This window comes from Planotetraspora sp. A-T 1434 (assembly GCF_025420585.1).
Taxonomy (GTDB): Bacteria; Actinomycetota; Actinomycetes; order Streptosporangiales; family Streptosporangiaceae; genus JAOEGB01.
The window spans coordinates 41,221-60,107 of record NZ_JAOEGB010000022.1 but is presented as its reverse complement, the minus strand read 5'-3'; the positions used below and the strand labels follow the sequence as shown (position 1 = coordinate 60,107).

11 protein-coding genes are annotated in these 18,887 nt (G+C 71.3%); 10 read left to right on the top strand and 1 reads right to left on the bottom strand.

Translation table 11 applies throughout. The features are described from left to right. The first annotated feature begins 77 nt into the window (after nt 1–77). From N5079_RS25660 to N5079_RS25650, 3 genes are read left to right on the top strand one after another with little or no spacing between them, the layout of a single operon-like run. Entirely contained in the window at nt 78–1,916 is a 1,839-nt protein-coding gene (locus tag N5079_RS25660) for an AfsR/SARP family transcriptional regulator (RefSeq protein WP_261586628.1), read from the top strand. A gap of 12 nt (nt 1,917–1,928) precedes the next feature. After that, the gene (locus tag N5079_RS25655; RefSeq protein WP_261586627.1) at nt 1,929–2,999 is read left to right on the top strand and encodes a radical SAM protein; all 1,071 of its coding nucleotides are present in this window, start codon (nt 1,929–1,931) and stop codon (nt 2,997–2,999) included. Then, the gene (locus tag N5079_RS25650) at nt 2,996–4,105 is read left to right on the top strand and encodes a radical SAM protein (RefSeq protein WP_261586626.1); all 1,110 of its coding nucleotides are present in this window, start codon (nt 2,996–2,998) and stop codon (nt 4,103–4,105) included. Before N5079_RS25655 ends, N5079_RS25650 begins: the two co-directional genes overlap by 4 nt. Before the next feature lie 405 nt (nt 4,106–4,510). Here the strand turns inward: N5079_RS25650 and lanL are convergent, their stop codons facing one another. Next, nucleotides 4,511–7,486: a class IV lanthionine synthetase LanL gene (gene lanL / locus N5079_RS25645; RefSeq protein WP_261586625.1), complete on the bottom strand. Its 2,976-nt coding sequence runs from the start codon at nt 7,484–7,486 to the stop codon at nt 4,511–4,513. A 232-nt stretch (nt 7,487–7,718) separates the two neighbouring features. Between lanL and lanKC the strand changes: the two genes are divergently transcribed. The 7 genes from lanKC (at nt 7,719) to N5079_RS25610 (ending at nt 18,883) form a co-directional block, all read left to right on the top strand. Further along, nucleotides 7,719–10,346 (top strand): class III lanthionine synthetase LanKC, encoded by a 2,628-nt coding sequence (lanKC, locus tag N5079_RS25640; protein ID WP_261586624.1) that lies wholly within the window; start codon nt 7,719–7,721, stop codon nt 10,344–10,346. 994 nt (nt 10,347–11,340) lie between these two features. Then, complete coding sequence (locus tag N5079_RS25635; protein ID WP_261586623.1) at nt 11,341–11,508, top strand: hypothetical protein; 168 nt, start codon at nt 11,341–11,343, stop codon at nt 11,506–11,508. Between the two features lie 59 nt (nt 11,509–11,567). After that, nucleotides 11,568–12,815, top strand: coding sequence for an MFS transporter (locus N5079_RS25630; protein WP_261586622.1), 1,248 nt, complete (start codon nt 11,568–11,570; stop codon nt 12,813–12,815). Further along, nucleotides 12,812–14,881, top strand: a complete 2,070-nt coding sequence (locus N5079_RS25625) for a prolyl oligopeptidase family serine peptidase (protein ID WP_261586621.1) — start codon at nt 12,812–12,814, stop codon at nt 14,879–14,881. Before N5079_RS25630 ends, N5079_RS25625 begins: the two co-directional genes overlap by 4 nt. Next, nucleotides 14,878–15,708 (top strand): iron-containing redox enzyme family protein, encoded by an 831-nt coding sequence (locus N5079_RS25620; protein WP_261586620.1) that lies wholly within the window; start codon nt 14,878–14,880, stop codon nt 15,706–15,708. Before N5079_RS25625 ends, N5079_RS25620 begins: the two co-directional genes overlap by 4 nt. Next, on the top strand, nt 15,681–15,869 hold the full coding sequence (locus tag N5079_RS25615) for an aroma-sacti cluster domain-containing protein (protein ID WP_261586619.1): 189 nt from the start codon (nt 15,681–15,683) through the stop codon (nt 15,867–15,869). Before N5079_RS25620 ends, N5079_RS25615 begins: the two co-directional genes overlap by 28 nt. Then, nucleotides 15,869–18,883, top strand: a complete 3,015-nt coding sequence (locus tag N5079_RS25610) for an adenylate/guanylate cyclase domain-containing protein (protein WP_261586618.1) — start codon at nt 15,869–15,871, stop codon at nt 18,881–18,883. Before N5079_RS25615 ends, N5079_RS25610 begins: the two co-directional genes overlap by 1 nt. The last annotated feature ends 4 nt before the right edge of the window (nt 18,884–18,887 follow it).

Genomic DNA, 18,887 nt, shown 5'->3' with positions numbered 1-18,887 from the left:
ATTTGTTGATTGCCTCTGCCAACTATCCGGTAAGAGTGCTGTCCACAAAGTTCACGGGGAAGAACGGGGTTTCCAACGTGCACGCACCGGGCCCCGCGGCGAGCGCCGGGGCCGCAGACGACACCACCTTCGCCGTGCTGGGGCCGCTGGAGGCGCGCCGTGGGGAGCAGCCGGTGGCACTCGGTCCGTTCAAGCAGCGAGCGATGCTGGCGATGCTGCTGTGCCGGGCGAACCGCGTGGTTTCGGTGAGCACCCTCAGCGAGGCGGTGTGGGACGACGCGCCGCCGCGAACGGCGCACAAGAACCTGCAGGTCTACATCGCCACGGTGCGCAGGGACGTTCTGGGGCCCATGCGCGGCCACCTGGTGCACAGCCCGCCCGGCTACCTGCTCCGCATGGGGCCGGACGAGCTCGACCTGCTTCGCTTCGCCAAGTTGCTGGAGACGGCTCGCGCCGCGGCCGGCCGAGGCGAGTCGCCGTCCGCGGCGCGGGCCCTGCGCGACGCGCTCGGCCTGTGGCGCGGCGCGCCGATGCCCGACCTCACGGTGATGCCCCTCATCGCCAGTGAGGTGACGGCGCTGGAGGAGACCCGGATCAGCGCCTTCGAAGACTGGGCGGAGCTCGCACTGGCCCTGGGCGACCACGTGGGCATGTTGCCGTCGATTCAGCGGGAGGTGGAGAGCCACCCGTTGCGTGAGCGCCTGCGCAGCGCCCAGATGCTGGCGCTGCACCGATCCGGCAGGCAGGCGGAGGCGCTGGCCGCCTACGAGAGCATGCGTCAGACGCTCTCCAGAGACCTGGGCCTCCGCCCCAGTCCCGTCCTGGAACGCCTCTACCAGGGCATACTCACCGCGGATCCCAAGGTGGCGGCTCCCCTCACCCCCCAGGGCGTGGTGACGATCAGTCCTCCGAGCCGCGAGACGGGCGCTCCGACGCTGCTGCCGAGGGACCTGTCGGACTTCACCGGGCGCGGCGCCGAGGTCCGCGAGGTGCTGTCGGCCCTGCGGGTGGGGCGCACGGTGTCGGGTCCCATCGTGGTCGTGTCAGGGCTGAGCGGCAGCGGCAAGACCGCGCTGGCGGTGCACGCGGCGCACCGCCTGCGGGAGCGCTTCCCGGACGGGCAGGTCTTCGTGAAGCTGCGGGACATGTGGGGCCAGGCGCGCCCTCTTTCCAGCGTGCAGGCCGAGGTGCTGGGCGCCACCGGTTACAACGGCGAAATACCGTCCGCCGAAGGGAGCAGGACCGCTCTGTACCGGTCCTGGCTGGCCGACCGGCGCATGCTGCTGGTGCTTGACGACGCCTCCAGCGAGCGTGCCGTACGGCCACTCCTCCCGGGGGCCGGCGCCAACGGCGTGATCATCACGAGCTGGCGACGGCTCAGCGCGCTGGAGTCGGCCCGGCACGTGGAGCTGGGCGGGTTGCCGGCCACCGAGGCGGCCGAGTTGCTGGGCAAGATCATCGGCTCCGGGCGGGTGGAGTCCGATCCAGGGGCCGCCGAGCGGATCGTCGAAGCCTGCGGCGGGCTGCCGCTGGGGATCCGGATCGCCGGCGCTCGTCTGTCGGTCCAACGACACCTGGAGCTGGCCAGATACGCCGAGTGGATCAGCGACGACCAGGTCCTGGTGAAGGAACTCACGTACGGCGAGGGCGACCTGGTTCTGCCCGGCTCCGCCACGACCTACCGCCACGAAGTGGACCGGTCCACATGGTCGGCGTTTCTTCAGCTCACCGAGCTCGGCTCGGAGCCGTTCACCCTTGAGGAAGGCGCCGTGCTCCTGGGCCTGTCCACGTGGGAGACGGCGCGGATCATCGACCAGCTCATGGACGTCGCGATGGTCGCCTCTGCCGACGGACCGTCGCCTTCCTACCGGATTCCGCGCTGGCTTGCCGTGTCGGCGCGGACGCCGTCACACTGACGGGGGACACACGTGCATCTTCTGGACATCCTTGCCCTGCGTCCCGTCCCCGCCTCCGCGGTCTTCCTGTCCCTGACCCGGCGGTGCCCACTGTCGTGCCGCCACTGCTCGACGAACTCCGCCATCGGCAGCGAGGAGCACTCACCGGACCTCTTCACGCGCCTCGTCGAGTCCTTCACCCCTGACGCCCATCCCCGTCTCGTCCTGATGTCCGGTGGAGAGGCGCTGCTCCGGCCTTCGCTCGTCGAGCGGATCGCCACAAGGGCTCGGGAGTCGGGAACCGCGTCGTACGTGCTCTCGGGTATGTTCTTCGCCCGCGACGGGCGGATCCCCGGCCCGATCAAGAAGGCCATCGACGCGGTCGACCACTTCGCCGCCAGCGTCGACGCCTTCCACGAGGAGGAGGTTCCCCGTCGAGCGGTCCTGGAGGTGCTGGGCGCGCTGCGGGCGGAGGGCAAGGACGTCAGCGTCCAGCTCACCGGGCTGGGCGACGACGATCCGTATCTGGCCGAAGCCGTCGGAGACATCCGCGAGACGCTGGGCGACCGGGTTCCCGTCCTCGTCGGACTCGTCGGCCCGGTCGGCAGGGCCGCCGGCTGGCTGGGGGACTGGCCGGAGGAACGGCGCAGAGTCCTCACGCACCGGCCGATCGCCCTTCCACCCGCGCCGTGCACGATGGCCGCCTGGCCCGTGGTGACCTTCGACGGCACGGTGGTCGCCTGCTGCAACCAGGACGTGGCGGATCGGGGCGAGGCCGTACCGCATCTGACCCTGGGGCACGCGGCCCGGGACGGCTGGCCGGAGATCAGGGAACGCTGCCTCAGCAGGCCGCTGCTGAGAGCGATCAGAGCGGTGGGTCCGCAGTACGTCGCCTCGATGGGCGGCGTCCCCGAGGGCGGCGGCTACTGCGAGACCTGCCGGCTCCTCTCCGACGACCCGCGCGCCGAGGCGGTCGCGACCCGCCCCGTCTTCTCGCTCCTGGACGCGGATGCCACCCGCCGCCAAGTCGCCGAGGGGGCCGCCGGATTCGCCCGCCGCTACGGCTCCGCCCGGTACGGCGAGCTCGTGGGCCTGGGCCGATGACCACGCCGACGCCCCGCCTGTCGTACCGCGATGCCGCGCCGACGCCCCGCCTGTCGTACCGCGATGCCGCGCCGACGCCCCGCCTGCCGTTTCCGTGCGGCGAGGCCGCGACCTCGCCCCGCCTGAGGCTCGCGGACGTCGAGGCCGCCCGGGACACGCCCGGGGCCAGCGCCTTGCTGTTCATCACCGACCGCTGCCCGGTCGGCTGTGGTCACTGCTCGGTCGACTCGCGCCCGGACAGTCCGCGCGTGACCGACTTCACGCTGTTCGAGGGCGTCCTGGACGCTCTATGCGCCGGCGAACCGCGCCTCATCGGCGTATCGGGCGGGGAGCCGTTCGCCGAGCGGCGTGCGCTCACGCTCGCGGCCGACCGGATAACCGCCGCCGGTAAGCATCTCGTCGTGTACACCAGCGGGTTCTGGGGCAATCGAACCTCCGGCTGGGTCCGTCGAGTGCTGCGCGCCTGCTCGTGCGTGTTCCTCAGCACCGACGCCTTCCACCAGGCCCGGCTGGCCGACGAGCGTTTCGCGAACGCCGCTCGCGCCATAGCGGACGAGGGAACGCCCCTCGTCGTCCAAGTGGTCGACGACCAGGACGCCGTCGACCGCGCCGTGGGTCTACTCGAGCAGGCGCTCGGGCCGTGCTGGCCGGAGGCCGCGGAGCTCAACAGGGTCGGGCTGCTGCCGTACGGCCGCGCGGCCGGTCTGGTCGCGCCCAGGCCCCTCGTCGCGGGCAAGGACTTCGGCCCGTGCCGCGTCGCGCGCAGCCCGGTCGTCCGCTACGACGGCGTCGTGGCCGCCTGCTGCAACGAGGCCGTCGTCATGGGCCGAGGACCCGCCGAGTTCCGCCGCACGTGCGGTGACGCGCCCGAGACGGCGGAAGCCCTCAAGGAGTTGCGGCATCACGCCATGTTCTCCGTCGTGGCCACGGTGGGACCCGGGCCGATCACCGCCGACCCGCGCCTCGCCGACCTCGCGGACCGGCGGTTCACCAGCATCTGCGAGCTGTGCTGGCTGGTGGCCGAGCGCATCCCCGACCCGGCCCACGACCCGCTGCTCACCATGCTCGGCGTGCTCGGCGGGGCGCGGCGGCCCGGCCAGAGCTGACCGGGCCGCCGCCTTTTCACCTGTTCGTTATCCTGCACGAATTCTTACAGGTGTTCGTACAGGTCCCGGAACATGTGCTCTCCGTGCCGCACTGCTTCGGCTCAATGAGCTGTGCGGGCAACAGATCCAGCAGGGCGATGTCGATTTCCGCGATTCGGGTGTTGATTCGATGAAATGGCTGAGCCACAGCGCCGGCGACGGTCATTCGGTCACCTGACAGGAATCGCCACAGCTGTATGTGCAGGACCAGCTGCAACTGCTCCCCGTGGGATTGCACGGCACGCGGCCTGCCGCCCTCGCGGGAAGGAGCTCCAATGCGCTGATGTCAATCTCCACTGTTCTGCACCTCCTCGTGCCCCGTTGGGTCGGTCGTTGAGTGCCGGATGCCGGTCCGCGGTGAAGACCTCATGAGGCCATCACCGCCGCCGGCCGACGGCGGTCGGTGTGGGCACGTCCCTCCTGGGCCAGCAGTTCGTCGGGCATCCACCAGCGAGGCCCTCCGTGGCGCAGCCGGAGGAGGAACCCCAGCGCGCCGCTGAGCCCGGTGTTGTAGCCCACGTGGACGTGCATGCCGGATTCGTCGGGCAGCACCAGGAGCCCGTCCCGGACGGCATGACGGGCGTACATCACCGTGGCGAGCTCCTCCGCCCAGTCGCGGTAGCGCCGGTCGCCGGTGAAACCGGCGAGGTCCAGCAGGAACTCCCCGTCCCCGGCCAGCCCGTGGCAGGCGCTGACGGACGAGTACCACCGGTCCCGGCGGATCGCCACGGCGGCCGCTTCGGCGAGGTCCCGGAAGCGGCGCTCCCCGGTGGCCCGCCACAGGCGGATGAGGAACGTGCCGACCCCTGAGGAGCCGCTGCACCAGTGCCTCAACCGGCTGCGGGAGGGTTCGCCGGCTTCGCCGCTCGGCCACCAGGCCGCGCCGTCCTCGACGTCGGCCACCGCCTCCAGCGTTTCCCCCGCGCGGTGGGCGGCCCGCAGATACTCGGGCCGGCCGGTCGCGAGCCCGGCGTACAGCAGGAAGGTCCCGGCTCCGGCCACGCCGTGCGCGAACCCGTAGTGGGTCAGCCCCGCCAGGCTCGAGTCGAATGTCGCGGGTATGGGCCACATCAGGTGGCCGTCGCGCTCGCGCGCCGCATTCAGCACGCAGTCGGCGGCGAGGACGGCGCGGCGCGCCGGCTCCGGATCGCCGGTCGACGTCCACAGGTGAAGCTGGGCCATGCCCGCGCCCGCCGCGCCGTGGCAGATGTCCGGGTTGGGCCATTCCACGGGAACACGCTTGGCCAGCTCGACGGCTCGCGCGGCCATGTGGTCGTCCCCCAGGAACCGTGCCGCGTCATGGAGCGCCCATGCCGTACCCGATCTGCCGAAGTAGAGCCCGGGGAGGACGCGCGGAATGTCGAAGAGCCGCCCTCCGATCCAGCCCGCCACCGCCGCCACGCCCTCGCGCAGTTCAGCCCCCAGGTCATCACCGCGCAGGTCCCCGTGCAGGTCACCGCGCAGGTCCCCGTGCCGGTCACGGTGCGGGATGCCGTGCGGGTCGCCGCCGAGGACCTGCGCGGATCTGGTCAGTACGGCCAGCACCCCGCCCGCGCCGTGTTGGACGTTGCAGGGATCGGTGGTGTCGCCGAACGCCCCGGCCTTCCACAGCCGCGGCCCCTCGGGGGTCATCGTGCGCAGGACGTGCCTGAGCCCGTCGGCGAGGAGGCGCTCCTTCATGACGTCCCCGACTGCTTCCCGCAGCGTGTCCGTCGTCGCGTCGCGCAGCGTGCGCTTCATCGTGATCGGCGGCCCTTCGGTTCGCCGCCTCCCGGGGCGGCCCGCGGCGGCCAGGAAGTCCCGCGTCTGCTTCAGACTCCACCTTTCCTCCGGGTCGTCCCGCATCAGTCCCCGTACCAAGGGGGAGAGCGACCGCAGCGCCGGCATGCGGGATGCGATGGCGGTGACGAGAGCCTCCAGCCGCTCCTCGTCCGGCCGCCCGGCGGTCCCCGGACGGGGCTCGTCGGCGGGCAGCAGCGGATCGATGCCGGTCACCAGATAGAAAACGGTGGCGCCCAGGCTGAACAGATCCGACCGCGGTGACGGCGCCGGCCCGAACCAGGGCGCGGACGTCTGCTCCCGGCCCGCGTAGGCCGTGGTGTAGGCGCGGGCCACCCTGGAACCGGCCGGGACCACATGCTCCAGGTCGATCAGCCGCAGCCGGCCGTCCGGCGTGACCATGAGATTGTTCGGGGTGAAGTCGCGCAGCACGAGGCCCTGGTCGTGGACCGCCGTCATGATGTCCGCCAGCTGGACGGCCTTGTCGACGGCCTCGGCCGGTGGTGCCCCCTGGCCCCGCCATTCGGTGACGGCGCGTTCCGAGGCCCACTGGCGAAGCGTGACGCCCGGCACGGATTCCTCGGCCAGGAACACGTTCTCCTGGTGGGTGAACAACGCCACCTTGCGTGGAGTCAATCCCAGCGGGCCGAGCAGGTCCATGATCTTCGCCTCGTGACGCAACGCGTCCCGGGCGTCCCGCCCGGTCAGCGAGCCCAGGACGTGTGGCCGAGCCTGCTTGACGACGACCTCGGCCCCGGTGTGCTGGTCGGCGGCCCGGTAGACACCGCCCCGATAGGACTGCCGGATGGCTTCGCGGACGAGGAACCGGCCACCGAGAAGGACGGCTCCCGGCTCGGCGGTCCCGGAAGCCACCAGCGGTGCCGGTGCTTCCGGCAGCGCTTCGGCCGGTGCTTCCTGCAGCGCTTTCTGCAGTGGTGGTGCCGGCGCCCAGGACGGCGGGCTGAACCAGGCGAGCCGTTCGTCCTTCTGACGCCTGCCGTCCGGCGCGGTGAGCATGGACTCGAAGCCGCCGTCGTTGGAGAGCACCGGAGAGGCGCCGAAGACCCCGAAGCGGTAGTGGACCAGGCTCCCCGGGCGCAGTCGCCGATCGGAGAGGATCACCGGCCCGGGCAGCCCGTCGGTCACCCGGTCCAGCTCCGTCGCGAGCTCACGGAACCGCTCGTCGTCAGCCGGGTATGCCGTGACGAACTTCCCGCCGCTGCCGCGGTCGCAGTCGCCGTCGAGCAGCCGGCCGAGCTCCCGCAGCCCGCGTGCGAACTTGAACGCGCAGCCGCCGCGGACGAGCACCTCGGCGACACGGCTCAGCACGACCGGCGCCGACAGTTGCGTCGCCGAGACGTGCAACTTCCAGCCCTGGTCGCGCATGCGGCCTTCCGGTGGCGTCACGACACACCAGGGCTCCCGGGTTTCGACTTTCCAGGTGTGGCCCGCGTCTTCGCGCGCCATTACGGCCCGCAGGATGTCCTGCAGTAACCGCGAGTCGTCCACCTCACGTGCGTTCTCGTGGGCGCGCGTGTCACGCGGCCCGCCCCCATCGTTCATCCAGGTCCCGTTCTCGAGCTGAAATGGCCCCCGAACAAGGGCGTGCCATTCCGTGACATCTCGTTCCACGCCGGGACGGCGCCGCGCCTTCACCGCATTGCGGGAAGGTGCGCGCAACTCCTTCTCCACCTGCGAATTCGCCGTTTCCATACCGGGACCGAACTGTCTGCCAACCGGGGCTGCCTAGCTTCGTCGTTGCCGGCCGATGCCGGCGACGGAGCCACCGGACGCTTTGACGGGACACCTGATGCAGTACTTCGGCTTCACCCTCGCCCACCCTGACTACTACGAGCCGGCCGAGCTGGTCGAGCCCGGTGTCACCTACGCGCCGACGGTCGTGCCCGAGCACTGGAGCCGGCACACGAGCAGCGTCTGGACGATGTGGACACCCCCTGAGGGCGACCTTGCCGACCAGGGGTGGAAGGTACATGTCTCCAGCTCGCTGGAGAACGCGCAGGCCGTGCTCGACATCGTCACAGAGGTCTGCGCCGAGTTCTCCGTCCCCTTCAAGCATGTGAGCAGCAGGCGCCTGTTCCTGTGGATGCATCACAAGCACGGCTCCCGCGTGCAGAGCGGGAAGTTCTGCGCCCTGTATCCGGCGACCCCGCGGATCGCCCACGAAATCCTGGTGCGGCTGGAGGAGCGGCTCGCGGGTTTCGCCGGGCCGTACATCCTCACCGATCGGCGCTTCGGCGCCTCCTCGTCCGTGGCGTACCGGTACGGCGCGTTCCGCCCGCGGCACAGGCTTCAGCCGGACGGCACCCGGCAGCCGGTCATGCTCGACCTCGACGGGCAGGAGATCCCCGACGAGCGCCAGCCGATGTTCATGCTGCCGCCCGGGATCGCGGACCCGTTCGGGACCGAACCGGCGGACGCCGGCGACCAGCCGATCACGCTGGGCGGCTACACCTTCGAGTCGGTGCTGCAGCACAGCAACGCCGGCGGCGCCTACGTCGCCCGGACCGAGGACGGCAGGCAGGTCTTCGTCAAGGAGGCGCGGGCGCACAACGGCTACTGGTGGGACGGGACCGACGCGCAGACCCTGCTGGCGCAGGAGCACCGGACGCTGCGGGCGCTGCACGCCGCGCATCCCGGGATATGCCCCGAGCCGATCGAGCTGTTCCAGCAGTGGGAGAACACCTTCCTGGTCTCGGAACTCGTCCCCGGAACCACCCTGATGAAGTGGGTGGTGGCGAACGAGCCGAGCATCCGGGTGGAGCAGCGGCCGGAGGTGTTCGCGGGCTACTACCGGAGTTGCCTGTCGATCCTCGACCAGCTCAAGGGGCTGATCGCGACCCTGCACGACGTGGGATACGCGTTCGTCGACCTCAACCCGAAGAACATTCTCATCGACGACAACGAACGGATCAGGCTGGTCGACTTCGAGGGGGCCTGCCGCCTGGACGCGGAGTTCAGGACGATAGGAGCCCCCGGGTTCCTGCCCGCGGAGATCCGCGATCCGGAGAGTCCCGCCGCCAAGGACGCTCGGCGGATCGACGAGTACGGCATCTCGGCCGTGGCGCAGATGCTGCTGTTCCCGCTGCACAACGTCCTGGAGCGCACGCCGGAGGTGGCCGGTCACCTGCACCGCGACCTGACCGACCTCGCTCCGATCCCGGATCGGCTCTGGCGCGTCGTGACCCGATTCCACGCGAGTCCCGAGCGCCCGCTGCTGCCCACGCCCGATGAGGTACGGCAGGAGCCGCTCACGCACCTGCGATGGCTGCGGGAGCGCACGGCGGACGCGATCGAGGCCATGGCGCAGCCGGACAACCCGCGCTGGGTCTACCCGACGACACCCCAGGGGGCGGTGTCCAACACCCGGTGCGTGGCCCACGGGACCGCCGGAGTGCTCCACGCCCTGCGGGCGGCGGGCCGCCGGATCGACCCGCGGATCGTCACCCGGCTACGCGACGAGTCGATCCGGGAGCGCGACGAAACCCCGCCCGGCCTGTTCTACGGCAACGCCGGCATCGCCTGGGTCCTGGCCGACCTGGGGGAGATCGACGCGGCCGGCGAGTTGCTCGCCGCGGCCGACCGGCATCCGCTCAGCCGCGCCTGCGCCACACTCGGCGGAGGCGCCGCCGGGCTGGCCATGGCCCACCTGTCCCTCCACGGCCACACCGGCGACGACCGGCACATCGCGGCCGCCGAGCAGGCGCTGACCGCAATCCCCGACGGGGCCGCGCTCGTCCCCCTGCTCGGCCCCGACGACGCCTCCGGTCTGGTGGACGGGCGCCCCGGCATCGCGCTGGCCCTGTACTACCTGAGCCGGCTCACCGGTGACCGGGCGATGCTGGACCGCGGTGCCCGCCTCCTGCGCGAGGAGTTGTCACACGGCCAGCCGCTGGACGTCGACGCGCTCGGGTTCCGGGTGTCCACCGTGGACCGGCGCAACATGCCCTACCTGCAGTGGGGCAGCGCCGGATACGCGCACGTCGTGGCCCGCTACCTCACGATGATCGACGACGCCGGACTGGCCGACGCGCTGCGGCGCAGCCTGCGCTACTGCTCCGTGCGATTCGCCGCGGCCGCCGGGCTGCTCGGCGGGCAGGCCGGGATGGCCCTGGCCCTGGGGCAGGCCTCCGTACTGCTGGATCGCCCGGACCTGGCGGCCCAGGAGCGCGCAGCCGGGATCGCGCTCTTCAAGCACGCGGTGGCTGGCCAGGACGGGGTGCGGTTCCTCGGGGGCGGCCCGCTCCTCATGCGATTCTCCGCGGATCTGTGGAGCGGCTCGGCCGGCGTGCTTCTCGCACTCACGCGAATGCTCACAGGGCTTCCGGACCCGCTGTTCACGCTCGACGCCGTCCAGCAAGGAGAGAACCGTGACCGAAATTCTCAAGTTGCAGCTTCTGCGTAACTCCGGAGAGATCGAGGAGGACGCGCCCGTCAGCTCCGTCAGCAACTTCTACCACGGCTGCATAGTCCCCGAGTGAGCCGAGGCCATAGAAGAAGGGAAAACAAAGGTGACTGAGATTCTGAAACTCCAGGTTCTGCGCGGTCCGGAGGAGACGGACAAGGCGCCGTGGACGGTGAGCACATTCAGCGTCGGCGTTCTCTGCCCGCCTCCGAGACCGCCGAGCTGAACGCGGATGCGCAGCTCTGACCTGTTCTAATCCATAGAAGACTTTCCACGCCAGTGGCCGGTGTCCGTGGTCCGATACCCGGCGCCGTTCCAATAGACAAGCGATATCAGAGGGGAGGGAAAATGACCGAGATTCTGAAGCTTCAGGCCCTGCGCACTCCGGAAGGTACGGAGGAGGAGGCGCCCACCAGCACCAGGAGCTACTTCCTGTGCACCGAGCAGCAGTAGTAACGGCTCGAGTCCAAACGGGCTCGATCAGCCGGAGAAATTCAGGCCGGGGTGCGTTCCCCCGCGCCCTCCTGAACAAGTCAAAGAAAGGCAACACGATGACGGAGATTCTGAAGCTCCAGGCCCTGCGCACTCCGGAAGGCACGGAGGAGGAGGCGCCCGACAGCACCAAGAGCTACTTCCTGTGCACGGCACAGCAGTAGCAACGGCTCGAAGTCCGGATTCGGCTCGATGAGCTGATTCGGCAACCGATGGCGAGTGCCGGGTGGGGGCAGCGACTCACACCCGGCACCGACCTGAACAGCCCGAGAAAGGAAACGCGATGATTGAGATTCTGAAGCTCCAGGACCTGCGCAATCCGGAAGGCGCTGAGGAGGACGGGGCCTTCAGCGCCACGAGCTACTTCCTGTGCACCAATCAGCAGTAGTAACGGCTCGAGGTCCGGATTCGGCTCGATGAGCTGAATCAGCAACCGATGGCGGGTGCCGGGGACGGCGACTCACCCCGGTACCCAGCCGAACTCTGGTGAAGAGAAGGAACCATGGACCAAGTGATGTCACTCAACAATCTGCCGCACGACATTCCTTACGGGCTCGACGACGCGGACGTCCATGCGCACATGGACATGGAAGTGGAAATGGAGATGGGCTTCGACGCGCCCAACAGCGTGCTGTCGATGGCCTTCTGCTCGGATCCCTTTCCGGGCTGATCTCAAAGCGAACGACAACGGCGGAGTCTCCCGTGCCCCTCATCGCCCGACCTACCGACATGCGCCTCTATTTGTGGGGGCAGGCCACCTCGGCCTTCGGCAGCACACTGACCGCCACCGCCACCTCGGTGGTGGCGGTGGCCATCCTCGACGCCGGACCGCGTCAGGTTTCCCTGATCGTCGCCGCCGGGACCTCGCCGGCACTGTTGTTCGGGCCGATTCTCGGGGTCCTGGCAGATCGGGTGACCCGCCCACGGCGCACGCTCATACTCGTCGATCTGGCCTGCGGTGTGGCGACGCTCGTGTGCGCCGTCATGGCCTTCAGCGGCCTGCTGAGCGTCCTGATCCTGTCGGGAACGTCCTTCGCGCTGGGCCTCGCGCAGGTCGTCACCGGCGCCCTGTACTTCTCCCACCTCCGCAGTCTCGACGTCGGCGACCTCAGCAAGGCCAGGGGGAAGTTGCAGTCGTCCGAGCTGCTCTCCCGGTCCGTCGCGGCGAGCACCGCCGGGCCCCTTGTGGCGGGGCTGGGCGCCGCGTTGCTGTTCTTCCTGGACGCGCTGACCTATCTGGTGAGCGCCCTGGCTCTGGGCGCCCTGCGGTCACCGGACCGGCGGGAGGCGCCCACACAAGCCCGGGCCGGCCTGCTGCGGGAGTTGCGCGACGGGGTGACCGCCGTTCGCACGCACGGCCTCCTCGTCGCCTACACGGTCTACGCCGTCCTGGTGAGCGTCGCCACAAGTGGCACCACCGCCCAGCGTGCCGTGTTCCTGCTGGACACGTTGCGGCTGCCGGTCGCCCTCTACAGCGTGCCCGCGGTGGCGGCGACGCTGCTGGCCGCCGCGGGCACCTTCGTGGGGTCTCGCCTGCTCTCGGAGCGCCTGACCGCTCGCCGGCTGCTGGTGATCTGCCTGCCGGCCATAGCCGTGTGCGGCTTCACCCTTCCGGCGGCGCAGGGCCCGCTGTGGCTGGCCGTGACAGCCGTCGTGTTCGGGATGGGGCTGCCGGTGTTCTTCGGCGCCGCCGCCAACCTGGCGCTCGTCGGCATTCTGTCGGACGACGTGGGCGACGAGTTCTTCGGCCGGGTGGGCACCCTCCTGGGGTCGGTCACGACGTTCGCGAGCACGCTCGGCGCGCTGCTGGGCGGCGTCGCCGGTGAGCGTTTCGGCGTCCGTGGCGGCCTCTGGCTGTGCCAGGCCCTTATCGTCCTCGCGGCGGTGATCTTCCTGATCTGGGTGCGCCGTGGACGGCTGCACCTGACTCCTCCCGCCACGGACACCTCCCTCGTAGCATCCGGAGCCCGGCCATGACTTCTCCCGAACACCGGCGGGTCGCCGTTCCCGCGTATCCGCAGGCCCCCCGCGAGCCGATCGTCGAGGACTATCACGGGCACCCGGTCGCGGACCCGTACCGGTGGCTGGAGGGAGGCCACACCGAGGCCGTCCGGGACTGGATAGGCGATCAGCAGCTTCTCAGCACGGGATATCTGGAGCGGCTCCCCGGCCTCGGCCATTGGGGAGAGGCGATACGCGGCCTGATGAGCGGGCCCGTCCGTTCACCCGTCAAGATCGCTGGATCTCGGAGGTTCCGGCTCGGCCGGCGCGACAGCCTCGCCGCCTGGGAACCGGAGTTCCAGAGCCGCGACGGCGGTCCGTGGACGCCCATCGACGTCACCTTCCCGCCCGATGCCTTCATCCGGCGCTGGCAGCCGTCGCCGACGGGGGAGCACCTCTCCATTCAGATCGTCCTGGCGGGCGACGAGCGGCACACCCCGTTGTCGATCGTGGAGGTGACCACCGGGCGGATCGTGGACGCCATCGCGCACACCCGCTACTCGCCGATCGAGTGGCGGGCCGACGGCCGTGGTTTCTTCTATGTACGCGATCATCTCGACCGTCCGGGACGCGGCGTCTACTGGCACATGGTGGGCACCCCGGTCACCGAGGACGAGATCCTGATCGGTGACGAGGGGGCGACCACGCGCTATCACGTCGGGCTCTGCCACGACCGATGGCTGGTCTTCACCATCCGTGAGGGGACCTCCCGGGAGACGCAGGTGCTCGTCGCGGACATCGAGACAGGGGGGCGGCCCCGTCCGCTGTCGCTGGACGGGGCGTCCTCGGCCAGTGTCCTGGTCGACGAGGACGGCCGGTTGCTCGCCACGGTCTCGACGACGGCCGGGTTCGGGCAGGTGCTCGTGGCCGAACCCGTCTCCCGCGGGTGGGGGCCATGGCGGGTCCTCATCCCCGAGGACACCGCCGCCGCCCTCTCCACGGTGGCCCTGGCCCGGACCGGACGCGGCAAACGCCTGGTCGCCCTGCGCACACGGGACGGCCTCAGCCAGATGACCGTCCACGACGCGGAGACCGGAGCGGTCGTCACCGATGTCGTCCTTCCCGGCACGGGCGCCGTCATGGGGATCATGCCCGGCCCCGACCCGGGAGCGCTGACGCTGAGCTACACGGACTGGGTCATCCCTCCGTCCGTCTGGCGTCTGGACGTCGAGTCGGGCCGGGTGACGCCCGTCGACTCCGAGGGAACCCCCCGAGCGGACATCAGGATCCTGCACCGCACCTATCGCTCGTTCGACGGAACCGAGGTGCCCCTCACCATCCTGGCCCCGGCCGCGGACGGAGACGGTGACCCCGGCCGGCCCCGGCCGGCAATCCTCACCGCCTACGGCGGCTTCGGCATCTCCTTCCGCCCGAAGTACGAACCGGACTTCGTGGCCTGGGTGCTCCGCGGCGGCGTGAGCGCGGTCGCGGGCATCCGCGGCGGCGACGAGCGTGGCAGGCAGTGGCACCGGGACGGAGCCAGGACCAACAAGCCCAACGCGTTCGCCGACCTGCACGCGGCAGCCGACTGGCTCGTCCGGCAGGGCTGGACGACGCCGGAACAACTCGCCCTGCTCGGTGGCAGCAACGGCGGGCTCCTCGCCATGGGGACCGTCGTCCAGCGGCCCCACGCCTACGCCGCCGTCGTCAGCGCGGCGGCTCCCCTGGACATGATCCGCTACGAGCGCTGGGGCCTGGGCAGGGCCTGGCGTCAGGAGTACGGCTCGCCGGAGGACCCGGCGGACCTGGAGGCGCTGCTCAAGTACTCGCCGTACCACAACGTCAGAGCGCCCTTCGGCAACGCGGCGGTTCTCCTCCTCAGCGGAGACAACGACACGCGGGTCGATCCGCTCCACTCGCGCAAGATGGCCGCGCAGTTGCAGCACGCGGCCGATGGAGGGCCCATCCTGCACCACATGGTGGAGGGCGCCGGACACGCCGGTGCGATGGGGGACGAAGCAGTCCGGCTCGCCGCGAAGGTCCTCACCTTCCTCGCGCACCACACGGGCCTGACCGGATCGCGCGAAGGCGGCGCGTCATGACGGACACGATTCCCGGCCCTCGCAGCGGGGCCCGCGCCGGCGGTCCTGGCGGGACCCGTGATCGCACGATTCCCGGCACGCGCAGCGGGGCGCTCCGCGTCAAGATCGAGTTGCTCATGCCGGGCCTGCGGGCCGCCGCGGCCCGCCTGTGGGCGGCCCCCGACCTCCGGCTGCGCTACCCCGCCTACCTCGCGGCCATGCACGAGGTGATCACCGCGTCGGTCCCGCTCATGGAGACCGCCCTGTCCGAGGCCGTACGGCAGGGGCAGCGGGAGCTGGCCGGATACCTGCGTGGCCACATCGAGGAGGAACGCGGCCACGACGTCTGGCTTCGCGACGACCTGGAGGCCCTCGGCCATGCCCCGGGCCGGCCGTCCTCGTCGGCGGCCGCTCTCGTCGGAGCCCAGTACTACTGGGTGATCCATGACGATCCCGTGGCTCTGCTCGGTTACATCGCCGTCCTGGAGGGCTTTCCGCCGACCGGTGCGCTGCTCGGCCACCTGCGCGTGCGGACGGGCTACCCGGAGGCGGCCTTCCGCACCCTGCGGCACCACGCCGAGCTCGACCTGGAGCACCGTGCCGAGCTGGACGCCCTCCTCGACCGGCTGCCGCTGACCGGCCGGCAGGAGCAGGCGATCGGTCTCAGCGCCCTGCACACGACTCAGGCGGCGACGCGCCTGTTCGCCGACCTGGCCGGGCTGGCCGGGCTGGCCGGGCTGGCCGGTTTTCCGGGCCCGGCCGACCTCGGCGGCCCCGCCGGCCTCGCCACTCCGATCGCACAGAACACCTTGGAGGAACCGTGGCATTCGATCCGCTCCACGCGCTGACGGAGGCGGGCATCGACCTCGGCCCGGCCGATGAGGAGCAGCTCGCCGTCATCTCACGCCTCAGCGAGGAGGAGACGAATCTGCTGATCTCCATCCAGCTCCAGATGCTGGACGCGGCGCCCGACGTGGAGGCCCACATGATCGGCGGGTTGCTCTTCTGATGGACGTCGCCGGCACCAGGGTCATCCGCAAAGTCGTCTCAGTGATCTTCTGCGACCTCACCGAGTCCACGGCGCTCAGCGGCGAGCTCGACCCCGAGTCCCTGCGCTCGATCCTGCTGCGGTACTTCGACCTGATGCGGGACCGTGTCGAGTACCACGGCGGAGTCGTGGAGAAGTTCATCGGGGACGCCGTGGTGGGCGTGTTCGGCGTGCCGACGCTGCACGAGGACGACGCGCTGCGGGCCGTACGGGCGGCGCTGGAGATGCGGGCCGCGCTGGAGAGCTTCAACGACGAGGTCGAGGCCGAGATCGGGATCCGGCTGCGGGCTCGCATCGGCGTCAACACCGGCGAGGTGGTGGCCTCGGCGGAGAACGCCGGAAGCCAGGCGCTGGTGTCCGGGCAGGTCGTCAACGTGGCGGCGCGGCTGCAGACCGCCGCGGCGCCCGGCGAGATCGTCATCGGGCACGACACCAGGGTCGCCGCCGGGCAGGCCGTGGTGGCCGCCCCGACCGGCCCGCTCAGCCTTCGCGGCGTGGACCACCCGGTCGTGGCGTGGCGCGTCGAGTCGGTGCGAGCCGACGACCCGGCCGTGTCACGCCGGTTCGACCTGCCCTTCGTCAACCGGCACAGCGACTTCGACAGCCTGGACGCCCACCTGGACGCGGTGACCGCGCGACGCCACTGCCGGGTCGTGACCGTTCTCGGGGAGGCCGGCATCGGTAAGACCCGGCTGGTCCGCACCTGGGCCGGCCGCTCACCCGTGGCCCGCCGAGCCCGGCTCGCATCGGGCCGGTGCCGTCCGTACGGCGAGGGCGGCTCGCTGCTGAGCCTGGCCGAGGCGCTGCGCCCGCTGGCGCGGAAGACGGAGGCCGAACCGGAGATCGCCGCCGTTCTCGCCGCCGGGCTGCTCGCCGACGGCACGCCGGGAACCGGCCTGGAGGAGACGGTGTGGGCCGTGGGCGGTCTGCTGCGGGCCGTCTCCGGAGACCGTCCGGTGGTGCTGATCCTGGACGACATGCAGTGGGCCGCGCCCGCGTTGACGGACGCCCTGACCCTGCTGGAGTCGCAGGTGCGCGACCTGCCGTTGCTCGTCCTGTGCGTGGCCCGCCCCGAGCCGCGCGGGCACCGGGCCCCGGGGGTGCTTCACCGGGTGGAAAGGCTGACCGACGACGACTCGCGCGTGCTCGCGTGCGAGCTGGCCGATCTGTCCCGGCCATCGCAGACGCCCGAGGTGTCGGCCCACGCGGCCGGCGCCGTGATGACGGACCAGGTGGTGTCGAGGGCCGAGGGGAACCCGCTCTTTCTGGAGCAGCTCATGACGATGCTCGGCCATGGGGAGGAGCCCGAGCGGCTCCCCTTGAGCCTGCGCGCCCTGATCGCCGCCCGCGTCGAGAGCCTGCCCGAGGATGAGCGCGCGGTCCTGGAATGCGGGGCCGTCGCCGGCAGGGAGTTCACCCTGGCCCAGATCGGCGTCCTGGGGATTTCGGGAGAGCCGGGCGCGCCCGGAGACGCCGTCGGGTCGCTTGTGCGCGGCCGCTTCCTGGAGCCCGTGGACGGGGCCGAGGCCGGGCGGCTCCGCTTCGTCAGCGGCCTCATTCAGGAGGTGTGCTACCAGGCGGTCTCCAAGCGCAGGCTCAGCGATCTGCACGAGCGTCTGGCCGGCTGGTCGTCCGGGCACGGCGAGGACGACGAGGTGGTCGGGCGCCATCTGGAGCAGGCGTACCGCCACCGGGCCGGACTGGGCCGCCCCGACGAGCGGTCGGCGCGGCTGCGCGACAGGGCGGCCGCCCACCTGTCGGCCGCGGGCGCGTCCGCGCTGCGCCGGGGAGACCTGAACTGGGCGTCCGGCCTCCTGGAGCGCGCCGTCGGCCTGTACGACGCGGACGACCCGCTGCGCCTGCCCACCGCGGAGCGGCTGGCGGAGACATGGGTCATGCTCGGGCAGGTTGACCGCGGTGAGCGGCTGCTGCGTGAGGTGGCCGACGACGCGTCCGCCGCCGTCGCGACCACGTGGGCGGCGGCCGGCGTGGCCGCGCATGCCCGCCTGTTCCTCGGCCACCTCGACCCCGAGCCGTCGGCGCGGACGGCTCACGACTGCCTGCCGGTCTTCGAGGCGGCGGGCGACCATCTCGGGCTGGCCCGCGCCTGGATCAGGATCGGGCAGGCGGCTCAGGCGCGGGGCAGGCTCGTGGAGGCCGCCGAGACGCTGGACAGGGCGCTCGGCCATGCCGTACGGGCCGATGCCGAGCTGGAACGGGCGACCGCTCTCGGGGCGCTGTCGGTGTCCCTGTGGCTTGGCCCGGTGGCCGTCGAGGCGGCGGTCGAGCAGTGCCTCGGCCTGCTGCGTGAGCACGGCGAAGGGCGCAGGACGGTCGCCGCGGTGATGCAGTGCCCGCTGGCCGTCATGCACGCCATGCGGGGAGACACCGCGCAGGCCCGGGCCGCCTTCCTGGCGGCCGAAGCCATCATGACCGGCATCGGCCACGCCTTCGCGGGGGCGTTCCTGCCGCTGTTCTCCGCCTCGCTCGACCTGCTCGCCGGTCGGCCGGAGGCGGCCGAGACGGCGCTGCGCCGCTCCTGCACGGCGGCCGAGTCGCTGGGGGACGGGCAGCTCCTCACCACCGCCTGGCGCGATCTCGCCAGAGCCCGGCTGGACCAGGGCGATCCGGACGGCGCCCGCGGCTGGATCGGGCTGGCCCTTTCCAGCGCCTCGGGGAGCACCCCCATCAACCGGGCCGAGCTCCTCGGCATGAAGGCCAGGACCGTGGCGGGCGACCAGCCGAGCAGGGCCAGGCTCCTGGCGGCCAGGGCCGTACGGGAAGCCGCCCGCACCGACTCCCCGGCCTGTCAGGCAACTGTGCTGCTCGACCAGGCCTACGTCCTGACCGCGTTGTCCGAGCGGACCGCGGCGGGCGACGCCGCCCGGCAGGCGGGCACGCGTTTCGCCGCCAAGGGCCACCGGGTCGGCGCCGACCGCGCGGCCGCCCTGCTGTCCGTCCTGGCGGCGACATGACATT

Coding starts and splice junctions, on each gene's coding strand:
- N5079_RS25625 (WP_261586621.1), top strand. CDS start 12,812: ATGACTTCTCCCGAACACCGGCGGGTCGCCGTTCCCGCGTATCCGCAG.
- N5079_RS25650 (WP_261586626.1), top strand. CDS start 2,996: ATGACCACGCCGACGCCCCGCCTGTCGTACCGCGATGCCGCGCCGACG.
- lanL (WP_261586625.1), bottom strand. CDS start 7,486: ATGAACGATGGGGGCGGGCCGCGTGACACGCGCGCCCACGAGAACGCA.
- N5079_RS25630 (WP_261586622.1), top strand. CDS start 11,568: ATGCGCCTCTATTTGTGGGGGCAGGCCACCTCGGCCTTCGGCAGCACA.
- N5079_RS25635 (WP_261586623.1), top strand. CDS start 11,341: ATGGACCAAGTGATGTCACTCAACAATCTGCCGCACGACATTCCTTAC.
- N5079_RS25620 (WP_261586620.1), top strand. CDS start 14,878: ATGACGGACACGATTCCCGGCCCTCGCAGCGGGGCCCGCGCCGGCGGT.
- N5079_RS25610 (WP_261586618.1), top strand. CDS start 15,869: ATGGACGTCGCCGGCACCAGGGTCATCCGCAAAGTCGTCTCAGTGATC.